General features: G+C 73.8%; 14 protein-coding genes. 9 read left to right on the top strand and 5 right to left on the bottom strand.

Translation table 11 applies throughout. The features are described from left to right. Window positions 1-66 precede the first annotated feature (66 nt). Window positions 67-939, top strand: a complete 873-nt coding sequence (locus tag PGN05_RS21685) for an ATP-grasp domain-containing protein (RefSeq protein WP_419754646.1) — start codon at window positions 67-69, stop codon at window positions 937-939. 66 nt (window positions 940-1005) lie between these two features. Here the strand turns inward: PGN05_RS21685 and PGN05_RS21690 are convergent, their stop codons facing one another. Both PGN05_RS21690 and PGN05_RS21695 read right to left on the bottom strand, forming a co-directional pair. Further along, window positions 1006-1161, bottom strand: coding sequence for an MFS transporter small subunit (locus tag PGN05_RS21690; RefSeq protein WP_419754647.1), 156 nt, complete (start codon window positions 1159-1161; stop codon window positions 1006-1008). After that, on the bottom strand, window positions 1158-2567 hold the full coding sequence (locus PGN05_RS21695) for an OFA family MFS transporter (RefSeq protein WP_419754648.1): 1410 nt from the start codon (window positions 2565-2567) through the stop codon (window positions 1158-1160). The genes PGN05_RS21690 and PGN05_RS21695 overlap by 4 nt, the downstream gene beginning before the upstream one ends. Window positions 2568-2771: 204 nt before the next feature. Between PGN05_RS21695 and PGN05_RS21700 the strand changes: the two genes are divergently transcribed. The 4 genes from PGN05_RS21700 to purM all read left to right on the top strand — a co-directional run bounded on the left by PGN05_RS21700 (window position 2772) and on the right by purM (window position 7185). After that, entirely contained in the window at window positions 2772-3857 is a 1086-nt protein-coding gene (locus PGN05_RS21700; protein ID WP_419754649.1) for an S-(hydroxymethyl)mycothiol dehydrogenase, read from the top strand. Then, window positions 3857-4486: an MBL fold metallo-hydrolase gene (locus PGN05_RS21705; protein ID WP_419754650.1), complete on the top strand. Its 630-nt coding sequence runs from the start codon at window positions 3857-3859 to the stop codon at window positions 4484-4486. Before PGN05_RS21700 ends, PGN05_RS21705 begins: the two co-directional genes overlap by 1 nt. 75 nt (window positions 4487-4561) lie before the next feature. Then, on the top strand, window positions 4562-6115 hold the full coding sequence (purF, locus tag PGN05_RS21710; RefSeq protein ID WP_419754651.1) for an amidophosphoribosyltransferase: 1554 nt from the start codon (window positions 4562-4564) through the stop codon (window positions 6113-6115). Further along, the gene (purM, locus tag PGN05_RS21715) at window positions 6112-7185 is read left to right on the top strand and encodes a phosphoribosylformylglycinamidine cyclo-ligase (protein WP_419754652.1); all 1074 of its coding nucleotides are present in this window, start codon (window positions 6112-6114) and stop codon (window positions 7183-7185) included. The genes purF and purM overlap by 4 nt, the downstream gene beginning before the upstream one ends. A 159-nt stretch (window positions 7186-7344) precedes the next feature. Here the strand turns inward: purM and PGN05_RS21720 are convergent, their stop codons facing one another. The 3 genes from PGN05_RS21720 to PGN05_RS21730 all read right to left on the bottom strand — a co-directional run bounded on the left by PGN05_RS21720 (window position 7345) and on the right by PGN05_RS21730 (window position 9473). Further along, window positions 7345-7530, bottom strand: coding sequence for a DUF3073 family protein (locus tag PGN05_RS21720; protein WP_419754653.1), 186 nt, complete (start codon window positions 7528-7530; stop codon window positions 7345-7347). A gap of 219 nt (window positions 7531-7749) precedes the next feature. Then, window positions 7750-8238: an ester cyclase gene (locus PGN05_RS21725; RefSeq protein WP_419754654.1), complete on the bottom strand. Its 489-nt coding sequence runs from the start codon at window positions 8236-8238 to the stop codon at window positions 7750-7752. Window positions 8239-8408: 170 nt separating this feature from the next. Continuing rightward, window positions 8409-9473, bottom strand: coding sequence for a Glu/Leu/Phe/Val family dehydrogenase (locus PGN05_RS21730; RefSeq protein ID WP_419754655.1), 1065 nt, complete (start codon window positions 9471-9473; stop codon window positions 8409-8411). A gap of 129 nt (window positions 9474-9602) precedes the next feature. Between PGN05_RS21730 and PGN05_RS21735 the strand changes: the two genes are divergently transcribed. The 4 genes from PGN05_RS21735 to PGN05_RS21750 all read left to right on the top strand — a co-directional run. Continuing rightward, window positions 9603-10595 (top strand): sugar ABC transporter substrate-binding protein, encoded by a 993-nt coding sequence (locus tag PGN05_RS21735; RefSeq protein ID WP_419754656.1) that lies wholly within the window; start codon window positions 9603-9605, stop codon window positions 10593-10595. 104 nt (window positions 10596-10699) lie between these two features. Beyond that, window positions 10700-11641: an ABC transporter permease gene (locus PGN05_RS21740; RefSeq protein ID WP_419754657.1), complete on the top strand. Its 942-nt coding sequence runs from the start codon at window positions 10700-10702 to the stop codon at window positions 11639-11641. After that, window positions 11638-12441 carry an ATP-binding cassette domain-containing protein gene (locus PGN05_RS21745; protein WP_419754658.1) on the top strand — a complete coding sequence of 268 codons (804 nt, stop codon included), beginning with the start codon at window positions 11638-11640 and terminating at the stop codon, window positions 12439-12441. The genes PGN05_RS21740 and PGN05_RS21745 overlap by 4 nt, the downstream gene beginning before the upstream one ends. 234 nt (window positions 12442-12675) lie before the next feature. Then, window positions 12676-13508: coiled-coil domain-containing protein (locus PGN05_RS21750; RefSeq protein ID WP_419754659.1), on the top strand; the 833-nt coding region annotated here is incomplete at its 3' end.

Genomic DNA, 13508 nt, shown 5'->3' on the forward strand with positions numbered 1-13508 from the left:
TCGTGCGCTCGACGCGGCAGGAGGGGGAACGTGTCCCGGTCGGACGGCAGTCGCACGAGGATCGGCGTGGCCACCTGCGCCACCGCGCCCCGGCTGGACGAGGACGGGCCGCTGCTGCTGGCCGACCTGGCGTCGGCCGGCGTCGAGGCCGTGGTCGGGGTCTGGGACGACCCCGCCGTCGACTGGAGCGCGCTCGACGGGGTGCTGGTCCGCAGCACGTGGGACTACCCGCTGCGGCGGAACGCCTTCCTCGCCTGGGCCGACCGGTGTCGATGGACCGCCAACCCGAGCGACGTCCTCGCCTGGAACACCGACAAGCACCACCTCGAGGACCTGCAGCGGGCCGGCGTGCCGACGGTGCCCACGGTGTTCGTGGCCCCCGGCGCGCCGCTGAGCGTCCCGACCGGCTGGGACGGCGACCTCGTCGTCAAGCCCGCGGTCAGTGGCAGCGCCGCCGACACCGGTCGATTCGGCGGCGCGCGGGACCCGGGTGCCCTGGCCCTGGTGGCCGACCTGCACGCAGGCGGCCGGACGGCGATGGCCCAGCCGTACCTCGGCGGGATCGACAGGGAGGGGGAGACGAGCCTGGTCTTCCTCGGTGGGGAGTACTCGCACGCCGTGCGCCGTGAGCCGTTGCTCCGCGCGGGCGGGGTGCGGGGTCCGGTCGTCGTCGCCGACGTCCTGGGCACCGTCCGGCCCGTGGCACCGACGGCCGGTCAGCGTGCCGTGGCCGACGCCGCGCTGGACGCCGTACCCGGCGGCGGGGAGCGGCTGTCCTACGCCCGCGTCGACGTCATCCCGGGTTCCGACGGTCCGGTGCTGCTGGAGCTCGAGGTGACCGACTGCTTCCTGTTCCTGGCCTTCGCCGGCCCGGCTGCCCGCCGCCGCCTGGTGGACCACGTCGTGCGCCGGGCGGAGGACGCCGTGGGCCGGGTCTGACGTGCCGCGGCGGGGACGCGCCCGGCGAGCGGGCGCGTCCTCGCCGCGGGCGGGGCGACCCCGGGCTCAGCCGGTGAAGAGGGTGAGCGCGGTCTTCACCGTCTGGTAGAGCCCGTACGCCAGGGGGACGCCGACCAGCGTCCAGGCGAAGGCGATCAGGGCGGCCGGAGTGTGCACGGGACGCTGACCGTCGGCGGACTGCTGGGACACCGGCGTGCTCATCGGGCGGCGCTCCGTTCACGGGTCGAGGGGGTGGCGTCCCGGTGCGGTTCGTGCCACTTGCTGGCCACCGGGCGGACGAGCAGGTTGGCGACGAACCCGATCGCGAGCAGGCCGACCATGATGAACAGCGCCGGGCGGTAGTTGGCCGCGACCAGCGAGCCGGGCTCGCCCTGGGTGTCGAGCACGCTGTTGACGATCAGCGGCCCGGCGACGCCCGCGGCCGACCACGCGGTCAGGAGCCGGCCGTGGATCGCGCCCACCTGGTAGGTGCCGAACAGGTCGCGCAGGTAGGCCGGAACGGTCGCGAACCCGCCGCCGTAGAAGGAGATGATCACCGCGGCCAGCAGGACGAACAGCCAGGTGGCGCTGCTGCCGACGGTGGCCAGCAGCACGTACAGGACCAGGCCGACGCCCAGGTAGACCATGTAGATCGGCTTGCGGCCGATGAAGTCCGACGTCGAGGACCACACGAACCGACCGGCCATGTTGAACAGCGACAGGACGCCGACGAAGCCGGCGGCCGCGGTCGCGGCGACGGTCGAGGCGTCCCCGGTGCGGAAGAAGTCCTGGATCATCGGGCTGGCCTGCTCGAGGATGCCGATCCCCGCGGTGACGTTGCAGAACAGCACGACCCAGAGCAGCCAGAACTGCGGCGTCTTGACCGCGTTGTTCGCCGACACGCTCTCGGTGGTGACCAGCGCCTTCTGCTTGACCGACGACGGGTCGAAGCCCGCGGGCTGCCAGCCCTCGGCCGGCACGCGGACGATGAAGGCGCCGAACATCATGAAGACCAGGTAGACGGCGGCGAAGGTGAAGAACAGCGCCGCGACGGCGCCGCCGTTGGGCACCGAGCCGGCGGTGCCCGGGTCGTAGGCGGGGTCGTACCAGCTCATCAGCTGCCGGGACAGCGGCGAGGCGATGAGCGCGCCGCCGCCGAAGCCCATGATCGCCATGCCGGTGGCCAGGCCGGGACGGTCCGGGAACCACTTGATCAGCGTGGAGACCGGCGAGATGTAGCCGATGCCCAGGCCGATGCCGCCGATGACGCCGTAGCCCAGGTAGAGCAGCCACAGCTGGCGGGTCTCGATGCCGAGCCCGCCCACCACGAAGCCGGTGACCCAGAAGCAGGCGGACACGAACATCGCCGCGCGCGGTCCGTTGCGGTCCACCCACGTGCCGAAGAGGGCCGCGGACAGGCCGAGCATGACGATGGCGATCGAGAAGACGATGCCGATCGCCGTCTGGCTCGTGCCGAAGTCCTCGACGAGGGCGGTCTTGTAGACGCTGGTGGCGTACGCCTGGCCGATGCACAGGTGCACCGCCAGGGCGGCCGGCGGGATCAGCCACCGGTTGAACCCTGGCCGGGCGACGATGCGCTCGCGGGCCAGGAAGCTGGGTACTGCCACGGACGGACCTCCGGTCGAGGAGTGCCCGGCACTCCGGGCAGGGAGGTGCGCAGGGTCACGCGCCCGCGGGAACGGTACGTGCCGGTCGAACGCGCCGCGCGGCGACCGAGACCGTTTCGTTGTGAACTCAACGACCGCGGCCCGTCGGGCCCGCCGGGGGCAGGCGGGGGGTGCGAGCCCGCACGGTCCTTCTAGGCTCCCCGCATGGCCTACGAGGTGAAGGGCGTCGTCGCCCGCAGCAAGGGTGCTCCGGTCACCGTCGAGACGATCCTCGTCCCGGATCCGGGGCCGGGTGAGGCGGTCGTCGACGTCCAGGCGTGCGGGGTCTGCCACACCGACCTGCACTACCGGGAGGGCGGGATCAACGACGAGTTCCCGTTCCTGCTCGGCCACGAGGCCGCCGGTGTGGTGTCGGCGGTCGGCGAGGGCGTCACGAACGTGGCCGTCGGCGACTTCGTGATCCTCAACTGGCGGGCGGTGTGCGGCCAGTGCCGCGCCTGTCTCAAGGGTGAGCTGCAGTACTGCTTCAACACGCACAACGCGACGCAGAAGATGACCCTGGCCGACGGCACCGAGCTGTCCCCGGCGCTGGGCATCGGCGCGTTCGTGGAGAAGACGCTGGTCCACTCCGGCCAGTGCACCAAGGTCGACCCGGCCGCCCCGGCCACCGCCGCCGGGCTGCTGGGCTGCGGGGTCATGGCCGGCGTCGGCGCGGCGATCAACACCGGCGCGGTGAAGCGCGGGGAGTCCGTGGCGGTCTTCGGCTGCGGCGGGGTGGGCGACGCGGCGATCGCCGGGGCGAAGCTGGCCGGCGCGACCACGATCGTCGCCGTGGACATCGACGACCGGAAGCTGGAGTGGGCCCGGAAGATGGGCGCCACCCACACGGTCAACAGCAAGGAGACCGACGCGGTCGAGGCGATCAAGGGCCACACCGGGGGCTTCGGGGTGGACGTCGCGATCGACGCGGTCGGCCACCCGGCGGTGTTCGAGCAGGCGTTCTACGCCCGCGACCTGGCCGGCCGGGTGGTGCTGGTCGGCGTCCCGACCCCGGACATGACGATCACCCTGCCGCTGATCGAGGTCTTCGGCCGGGGCGGCGCGGTCAAGTCCTCCTGGTACGGCGACTGCCTGCCCAGCCGCGACTTCCCGATGCTGGTCGACCTGTACCTGCAGGGCCGCTTCGACCTCGACGCCTTCGTGTCCGAGACCATCGGCATCGACGACGTCGAGCAGGCGTTCGAGAAGATGCACCACGGCGAGGTGCTGCGTTCGGTGGTCGTCTTCTGATGGCCGCGCGGATCGACAAGACCGTCGTCTCCGGGGTCTTCAGCCTCGACGGGCAGGACTTCGACGTCGACAACAACGTCTGGCTGGTCGGCGACGACCGCGAGGTGCTGGTCATCGACGCCCCCCACGACGCCGCACCGATCCTCGAGGCGGTCGGCGGCCGCACGGTGACGGCGATCGTGCTCACCCACGGGCACAACGACCACATCACCGCCGCGGTCGACCTGCGGGCGGCCACCGGGGCGCCGATCTGGTTCCACCCGGCCGACCGGATGCTGTGGGACGTGGTGTACGGGGATGGCGGGCGGGCCGGAGTGGTCGCCGCCCCCGACGAGGAGCTCACCGAGGGCACCCGCTTCCGGGTCGCGGGCGCGACGCTGACGGCGCTGCACACCCCCGGGCACTCGCCGGGCAGCACCTGCCTGCACGCGCCGGACCTGGGCACGGTGTTCACCGGCGACACGCTGTTCTGCGGCGGGCCCGGCGCCACCGGCCGCTCCTACAGCGACAAGCCGACGATCCTGAACTCGATCCGGTCGCGGTTGCTCACGCTGCACGGGGAGACGGTGGTCCGGACCGGCCACGGCGACGACACGACCGTCGCCGCGGAGTTGCGCAACGTCCACTGAGGGTCGGCCGGGCGGGGCGGTGTGATCCCCCTCGCCCGGCCGGGTCGCGGCAGCTCCGGCCGGTAGAGTCGAACGGTGCCTCGCGGTGATGGACGGCTGACGCACGACCTCGACCCCCAGTTCCCCGGTCCCCAGGACGCCTGCGGCGTCTTCGGGGTCTGGGCGCCGGGGGAGGAGGTCGCGAAACTCGCCTACTTCGGCCTGTACGCCCTGCAGCACCGCGGTCAGGAGGCGGCCGGGATCGCGGTGTCCGACGGGGCCTCCGTGGTCGTCTACAAGGACCTCGGGCTGGTCAGCCAGGTCTTCGACGAGGCGACGCTGAGCAGCCTGCGCGGCCACCTCGCGGTCGGCCACACCCGGTACTCCACCACCGGCGCCTCCACCTGGGAGAACGCCCAGCCGACGTTCCGGACGACGGAGGCCGGCACCGGCCTGGCGCTGTGCCACAACGGCAACCTGGTGAACACCGCCGAGCTCGCGGTCAAGGCCGCCGACGCCGGCGTCAGCGGGGTGTTCACCGCGACCACCGACTCCGACCTCGTCACGTCGCTCATCGCGGCCCAGCCGGACCTGTCGGTCGAGGCGGCCGCGATGGAGGTGCTGCCGCAGCTGCGCGGCGCCTTCAGTTTCACCTTCATGGACGAGAGCACGCTCTACGCCGCCCGCGACCCGCAGGGCGTGCGCCCGCTGGTGCTGGGCCGGCTGGAGCGGGGCTGGGTGGTCGCCAGCGAGACCGCCGCCCTGGACATCGTGGGCGCCTCGGTCGTCCGCGAGGTCGAGCCGGGCGAGCTCATCGCGATCGACGAGAACGGGCTGCGCAGCCAGCACTTCGCCGCGGCCGAGCCGAAGGGCTGCGTGTTCGAGTACGTCTACCTGGCCCGCCCCGACACCACGATCGGCGGCCGCGGGGTGCACGCCGCCCGCGTGGAGATCGGCCGCCGGCTGGCCCGGGAGCACCCGGCCGACGCCGATCTGGTGATCCCCGTCCCGGAGTCGGGCACGCCGGCCGCGGTCGGCTACGCCGAGGCCTCGGGCATCCCCTACGGGCTGGGCCTGGTCAAGAACTCCTACGTCGGGCGCACGTTCATCCAGCCGTCGCAGACGATCCGCCAGCTCGGCATCCGGCTCAAGCTGAACCCGCTGCGCGACGTGATCCGCGGCAAGCGGCTGGTCGTCGTCGACGACTCCATCGTGCGCGGCAACACCCAGCGGGCACTGATCCGCATGCTCCGCGAGTCGGGCGCGGTCGAGGTCCACGTGCGGATCTCCTCGCCGCCGGTGAAGTGGCCGTGCTTCTACGGCATCGACTTCGCCAGCCGGGCCGAGCTGATCGCCAACGGCCTGGACGTCGACGGCGTGCGCGCCTCGATCAACGCCGACTCGCTGGCCTACGTCTCCGAGCAGGGCCTGATCGCGGCCACCGAGCAGCCGGTCAACCGGCTGTGCACCGCCTGCTTCACCGGCCAGTACCCGATCTCGCTGGGCGAGACCGAGGTCCTGGGCAAGCACGTGCTCGAGGGCATCGAGCGGCGGGTGGACGGGGCCCGCGCGGTCACCGGCTGGACCGGCGAGCAGGCCGGGAGCGCCACCGTGCCCGGCGGTGCGGACGACGCCCTCACCCGCCCGTGACCGGCTCCGGGGCGGCCGACCCGCGGTTCACCTACGCCGCGTCCGGCGTCGACATCGACGCCGGCGAGCGGGCCGTCACGCTGATGCGGACGGCGGTCGAGAAGACCCGCCGCCCCGAGGTGGTGGGCGGCCTCGGCGGGTTCGCCGGCCTGTTCGCCCTCGACCCCACGAAGTACCGCCGGCCGCTGCTGGCGTCCTCGACCGACGGCGTCGGCACCAAGATCGCCCTGGCGCGGCAGCTGGACCGGCACGACACGGTGGGCATCGACCTGGTCGCGATGGTCGTCGACGACCTGGTGGCCTGCGGCGCCGAGCCGCTGTTCCTGCAGGACTACGTGGCCTGCGGCCGGGTCGTCCCGGAGCGGATCGCCGCCATCGTCACCGGCATCGCCACCGGCTGCGCGCAGGCCGGCGCCGCGCTGGTGGGCGGCGAGACCGCCGAGCACGGGGACCTCATGGCGCCCGACGACTACGACCTGGCGGCCACCGCCGTGGGCGTCGTCGAGGCCGATGCGGTGCTGGGCCCCGAGCGGGTGCGGACCGGCGACGTCGTGGTGGCGATGGCCGCCAGCGGCTTCCACTCCAACGGCTACTCCCTGGTGCGCAGGGTCGTCTCCGCCGCCGGGCTGGACCTCGCCGCCACCCCGGCCGGGCTCGACCGACCCCTGGGGGACGAGCTCCTGGAGCCGACCCGCATCTACGCACTGGACTGCCTGGCGCTGGTCGCCGAGTTCGGGGTCGAGGGCGTGCACGCCTACGCGCACATCACCGGTGGCGGGCTGGCCGGCAACACCGCCCGCGTGGTCCCGGACGACCTGGAGGCGGTGCTGGACCGCGGCACCTGGGCGCTGCCGGCCGCCGTCTCCCTGCTCGAGGAGCACGGGGTGCCGCGGGCCGAGTCCGAGCGCGCGTTCAACTGCGGCGTCGGCATGGTCGCCGCCGTCGCTCCGGACGTGGCCGCCGGCGTGGTCGCGACGCTCACCGGCCGCGGCGTGCCCGCCTGGGTCGCGGGCACGGTGAGCGAGCGCAGCGGGGACGGCGGCGCCCGGCTGGTGGGCACCTACCGCTGACGAAGACCTGTGTCGGTTGTCACGACAACCGACGGAGGCGCCGTCGGGTCCCTTGAGGATCAGCGGAGGCGACGGCGCGGGTTGACGGCGCGCGGCGACACCGCGGCCCCCGGGGGAGCCGCGGTGTCGGCGCGTCAGACTGCGCGGTCTAGGTGCGGGTCAACGGCTGGCCGCCCAGTCGTCGTCCGCGTCGTCGTCCGCCCATCGATCGGTGTACTCGTCGCCGTCCTCGTCGTCAGTCGCCCGGGACGGGGCGCTGCTGTACGACGACGGTGAACCGGCCAGCTCCCGCTGCAGTGCGGAGAGGTCGGTGTTCGGTGAGCTGTACTTGAGCTCACGGGCCACGCGTGTCTGCTTGGCCTTCGCTCGGCCGCGCCCCATCGGCTCGACCCCCTCGTTACGGAGTACGGAGAGCCCAGCTCCGGGCTGGACGGCCCGCGTGGCGACCCCGACTGAGTGACTGTGTCTCGACCGAGCTTACGACACGGATGGACGGCGGGCACGGGTCTCCCCCCGCTGTCCCCCGTGAGGGCACCCGGAGCGCCCCCGGCCGGCCGCCGGACGTCAGCGGGTCGAGCGGGCCGGAGCCTGGTCGGTGGCGGCCCGCGGCCCGGGCACCGCAGCGGCCTCCGCGCCGGACCCGGCGAGCCCGAGCTGGGTCAGGAGGTCCAGCTGGTCGTAGTAGAAGCGGTGCTCCACCGCCGCGCCGTCCCGCACCGTGACGATGTCGCACTCGCGGACGCGGATGGCCCTCCCCGTGGCGGGGAGCTCGCCCTCGGGCGAGGTGATCGTCTCGGTGTGCGTCCCGACGAGGTGGCCCTCGTCGATCGCGGTGTCCCCGCTCTCGTACTGCCGGCCGTTCTCCCACGACAGGTCGGGGAACCCGCGCCGGAAGCCCATCAGGTACTCGACGATCGCCGGAGCACCCTCGAGCCGGGGTCCGTCCGGCCGGTCGGCGATCGCGTCCGGTGCGTACAGCGCGCGGAGCGCCTCGTCGTCCCCGCGCACGATCGCCTCGGTCATGCCGTTCATGACCTCGCGTGCCTGTCCCATGACGACCTCCTCAGCCGTCCGCCGCCCCGTCCGCACGGTGCCCGGGCGTCGAGGCGCCGGGCGCCGTCGCGAGCAGCGCGTCCCGGGCCGGGCCCGCGCCTGCGGCGGGACCGCGTCCAGCCTCGGCGCGCCTCCGGCTCAGGGACAAGAGACGAACGGCCCCCGGCGGCTCAGCGCGGCAGCCGGATCTGCGCGAGCCGGCCAACGTCGGCCATCCGCTGCTCGGCCAGCTGGTCGGCGGCGACGGCGGGGGAGACGCCCTGCTCCTCGGCGGTGCGGAACACCCGCAGCGCGACGTCGAAGATCCCGGCGGCCTTGGCCTCGGCCCGCGGATAGGAGAAGCCGTGCCGCTCGTCCTCGACCTGGATCACGCCGCCGGCGTTGACCAGGTAGTCGGGCGCGTAGAGGATCCCGCGGTCCATCAGCCGGTCGGCGATGCCGTCGGAGGCGAGCTGGTTGTTCGCCCCACCGCAGACGATCTCCGCCTCGAGCACCGCGACGGTCTCGTCGTCGAGGGCGCCGCCCAGGGCGCACGGCGCGTAGACGTCGGACGGGGTGCGGACCAGCGCGGCCGTGTCGGGGGCGGCGTCCACGCCGGGGTGGCGGGCCAGCACCCGGTCGACCGCGGCCGTGTCGACGTCGGTGACGACCACGTCGGCGCCGTCGTCCACCAGCCGGTCCACCAGCCAGCTGCCCACCTTGCCGACGCCGGCGACGGCGACGGTGCGCCCGGCCAGCGACGGCTTGCCCCAGCGGTGCTGCGCGGCGGCCCGCATGCCCTGGAAGACGCCGTAGGCGGTCAGGACCGAGGAGTCGCCGCAGCCGCCGTTGGCCTCGGACCGGCCGTGCGCGAAGCGGGTCTCCCGGGCCACGACGTCGAGGTCGGCGTTGTACGTGCCGACGTCGCACGCGGTCAGGTACCGGCCGCCCAGCGCCTCGACGAACCGGCCGTAGGCGCGCAGCAGGGCCTCGGTCTTGTCGGTGTGCGGATCGCCGATGATGACGCCCTTGCCGCCACCGAGGTCGAGGCCGGCCAGGCTGTTCTTGTACGCCATGGCCCGGGACAGGGCGAGCGCGTCGGCGACCGCGGCGTCCTCGCTCGGGTACGGGTAGAACCGCGTGCCGCCCAGCGCCGGCCCGAGGGCGGTGGAGTAGATCGCGATGACCGCCCGGAGCCCGGACGGCGGGTCGGAGCAGAAGACGACCTGTTCGTGACCGGAGGCGAAGACGTCCACGCCTCCGAGCGTAGGACGCGCCGGTCCCCCGACCGGGTGCCCGGGGTGCGGCCTCCCCACCCGGCCCCGGTGCCGGGCGGGCATGATCCTGGGTCGGACACCCCGACGCCTCCCGGAGGACGACCGACCATGGCTGCTCGCACGCGACTGCTGGGCCTCGCGGTCGCCGCGCCGCTCCTGCTCGCCTCCTGCACCACCGACGGCGGCAGCGGCAACGGCGGTGGCGGCGGCAGCGGCGCGTCCGGGGGTGGCGGGGGCGCCGGCGACCTCACCGTCTCCGTGGTCACCCACGGCTCGGCCGGCGACGCCTTCTGGGACGTCGTCCAGAACGGGGCCGACGCCGCGGGCGAGGACCTCGGCGTCTCCGTGGACTACCAGAGCGACGGCGACCCGCAGCGCCAGTCCCAGCTCATCGACGCCGCGGTCAACCAGGACGTCGACGGCCTCGTCGTCTCGATGGCCAACCCCGACGCTCTGCAGGACTCCATCGCCGCCGCGGTCGAGGCGGGCATCCCCGTGGTGACCATCAACTCCGGGGGCGAGCGCGCGGCGGAGTTCGGCGCGATCGGGCACGTGGGGCAGGACGAGGCGATCGCCGGCCGGGGCGCGGGTCAGCGGCTGGCCGCCGACGGCGCGCGCAACGTCCTGTGCGTCATCCACGAGGCGGGCAACATCGGGCTCGAACAGCGCTGCGCCGGGGCGGCCGAGGGCCTGGGCCAGCAGCTCACCCCGCTGCAGGTGGACATCAACGACCTGCAGACGGCGCAGTCGACGATCACCTCGCAGCTGCAGAGCGACCCGAGCATCGACGGCGTCCTCACGCTGAACTCGGCGGTCGCCGCGGTGGCGGTCGCCGCCGCCTCGGACGCCGGGGTGGAGCCCCGGATCGCCACCTTCGACCTCAACCAGGACGTCATCAGCGGCATCCAGGCCGGCGACATCTCCTTCGCCGTCGACCAGCAGCAGTTCGAGCAGGGCTACCTGCCGGTCGTGATGCTCAAGCTGTACGTCGAGAACCTCAACACCGTCGGCGGCGGCCAGCCGGTCCTCACCGGGCCGGGCATCGTCGACTCCGCGAACGTCGACCAGATCGCCGACCTCGCCTCGGCCGGCACCCGCTGAGCGCCACCGCGCAGGCCGCCCAGCGGGCCGACGAGCGGGTCGCCGCCGTCGGCCCGCTCCGGAGGCTGCTGGTCAAGCCGGAGCTCGGCGCCCTCATCGGCGCCGTGGTGGTCTTCGCCTTCTTCGCGGTGCAGTCGCCGGTCTTCCGGTCGGCCAGCGGCATCGCCAACTGGCTCGACCCGGCCTCGACGCTGGGCATCATGGCCGTCGCCGTGGCGCTGCTCATGATCGGCGGGCACTTCGACCTGTCGGCCGGGGTGATGACCGGGACGACGGCCCTGACGGTCGGGATCGTCGCCACGGAGCTCGGGCAGAACATCTGGGTGGCCATCGCGGTCGCCCTCGTGCTCGCCCTGGCCATCGGCTTCCTCAACGGCTGGCTGGTCACCCGCACCGGCCTGCCCAGCTTCATCATCACGCTGGGCACCTTCCTGATGCTCCAGGGCCTGAACCTGGGGCTGACCAAGCTGTTCACCGGCACGGTCAGCGCCGCCGGCATCGGCTCGGCACCCGGCTACGCGAGCGCCGAGTGGGTGTTCGCCTCCCGGCTGCAGGTCGCCGGCGTGGAGTTCCGGGTGGCCATCCTCTGGTGGCTGCTGTTCACCGCGCTGGCCACCTGGGTGCTGCTGCGGACCCGCTTCGGCAATTGGGTCTTCGCCACCGGCGGGGACGACGTCGCCGCCCGCAACGTCGGCGTCCCGGCCCGCCGGACGACGATCACGCTGTTCATGACGACGGCCGCCGCGGCGTGGTTCGTCGGCAGCACGCTCGCCGTCCGGCTGACCTCGGTGCAGGCCAACACCGGCATCGGCCAGGAGCTGATCTACATCGTCGCCGCGGTCATCGGCGGCTGCCTGCTCACCGGCGGCTTCGGGTCCGCGGTCGGGGCCGCGCTGGGCGCGCTGATCTTCGGGATGACCCAGCTCGGCATCGTCTACCTGCGCTGGGACGCCGACTGGTTCTACTTCTTCCTCGGGGCCATGCTGCTCCTCGCCGTCCTGGCCAACCGGCTGGTCCGCCGCTACGCCGAGGCGGCGCGACGGTGACCGGGGAGGCGCCGCTGCTCGAGCTGCGGGACGTCGGCAAGGACTTCGGCTCGGTCATCGCCCTCGACGGCGTGAGCACCACGGTGCGCGCCGGCGAGGTCACCTGCGTGCTGGGCGACAACGGGGCGGGCAAGTCGACCCTCATCAAGGTGCTGGCCGGCGTGCACCGGCCCGACCGGGGGCAGGTGCTGCTCGACGGCGCCCCGGTCGAGTTCGGCGCGCCCCGCGACGCCCTCGACGCCGGCATCGCGACCGTCTACCAGGACCTCGCGATGATCCCGCTCATGGCGATCTGGCGGAACTTCTTCCTCGGCGCGGAGCCGACGCGGGGGCGCGGGCCCTTCCGCCGGTTCGACTCCGCCCGCGCCAAGGAGGTCACCCGCCGGGAGCTGCTCGCGATGGGCATCGACATCCGCGACCCCGACCAGCCGGTCGGCACGCTGTCCGGCGGCGAGCGGCAGTCGGTGGCGATCGCCCGCGCCGTCCACTTCGGGGCGCGGGTGCTGATCCTGGACGAGCCGACGTCGGCGCTCGGTGTGAAGCAGGCCGGGATCGTCCTGCGCTACATCGCCCAGGCGCGCGACCGCGGGGTCGGCGTGGTCTTCATCACCCACAACCCGCACCACGCCCACCCGGTGGGGGACCGGTTCCTGCTGCTGGGTCGCGGCCGCAGCCTCGGCGACTTCGCGAAGGACGAGGTCAGCCTGGAGGAGATCACCCGCCTCATGGCCGGTGGGGCCGAGCTCGACGAGCTCGTCACGGAACTCGGGCGGCCGGATCGGCAGAAAGACGCTCGCTAGCCCTCAAGGTCACTCCTGGGAGTGACGAAGACAAGAGGGACAGGTGGGGAACAGGCGCTCGATGAGCACAGTGTGACCACTGTGCCGCGTGTTGGCTTCGTTACGACTGGTGATGATGCGACGCTGCGCCGGCCCACGCACCCCTCTTCCCCAGGGAGCGACATGCTGCACAGCCGTCCTCGCCGCGGTGGGTCGGAGAACTCTCCGCGCCCCCGGCGGACGCGCGCCGCCGCGGTGCGGGCCCTGCTTGCCGGAGCCGTCGCCGCCGCCGTCCTGCTGGGCACCGCCGCCCCCGCCGGCGCGGCCCCGACCCCGCCGCCCAACCCCACCGACGGGGACCTCGGGCAGGCGCGCTCGGCCCAGGACGCCGCAGCCGCCGAGGTCGGCCGGATCGCCGCGCTGGTCGCCGCGGCCGAGGGTGAGCTGGAGCGGGTCGGCGTCCAGGCCGAGGCCGCCGGCGCCGCCTACCTCGCCGCCGAGGAGGCGCTCCTGCAGGCCCAGACCGAGGCGGAGCGGACCGCGGCGCAACTGCAGGCCGCCACCGAGGCCGTCGACGCCGCGCTCTCCCGCATCGCCGGCTTCTCCCGCGACAGCTACATGAACGGCAGCACGTTCTCCACGGCCGCGGTCCTGCTCGACTCGGCGGGCCCGGCCGAGCTGGTGCAGCGCGCCGCCATGATCGACTACGTCTCCAGCAACCAGCTCGACGTCCTCGGCCAGCTCGAGGTCGCCCAGGTGCAGCAGGCCAACGCCGACAGCAGCGCCCGTGCCGCCCGCGACCAGATGGCCGCCGCCGAGGCCGAGGCCGAGGCCGCCAAGGCCGCCGCCGACACCCAGCTGGCCGCCCAGCAGACCGCCTACGACCAGGTCGCCGCGCAGAAGGCCGACTACGACCAGCAGCTGCAGGCCGCCCAGATCCGGCTGCTCGAGCTGCAGGGCGCCCGGGACGCCTACCAGCAGTGGGAACGGCAGAAGGCCGCCGAGGAGGCCGCCGCGGCCGAGGCCGCCCGCCGCGCCGCCGCCGAGGCAGCCGCCGCGGCCGCCGCCGCCCGCAACGCCGCCGCCAG

Source organism: Geodermatophilus sp. CPCC 206100 (genome assembly GCF_048569675.1).
Classification (GTDB): Bacteria; Actinomycetota; Actinomycetes; order Mycobacteriales; family Geodermatophilaceae; genus Geodermatophilus.

What these genes read in the sequence shown, in the direction of transcription:
- PGN05_RS21690 (WP_419754647.1), bottom strand. Translation starts at nt 1,161, where the DNA reads ATGAGCACGCCGGTGTCCCAGCAGTCCGCCGACGGTCAGCGTCCCGTG.
- PGN05_RS21700 (WP_419754649.1), top strand. Translation starts at nt 2,772, where the DNA reads ATGGCCTACGAGGTGAAGGGCGTCGTCGCCCGCAGCAAGGGTGCTCCG.
- PGN05_RS21705 (WP_419754650.1), top strand. Translation starts at nt 3,857, where the DNA reads ATGGCCGCGCGGATCGACAAGACCGTCGTCTCCGGGGTCTTCAGCCTC.
- PGN05_RS21725 (WP_419754654.1), bottom strand. Translation starts at nt 8,238, where the DNA reads ATGGGACAGGCACGCGAGGTCATGAACGGCATGACCGAGGCGATCGTG.
- PGN05_RS21735 (WP_419754656.1), top strand. Translation starts at nt 9,603, where the DNA reads ATGGCTGCTCGCACGCGACTGCTGGGCCTCGCGGTCGCCGCGCCGCTC.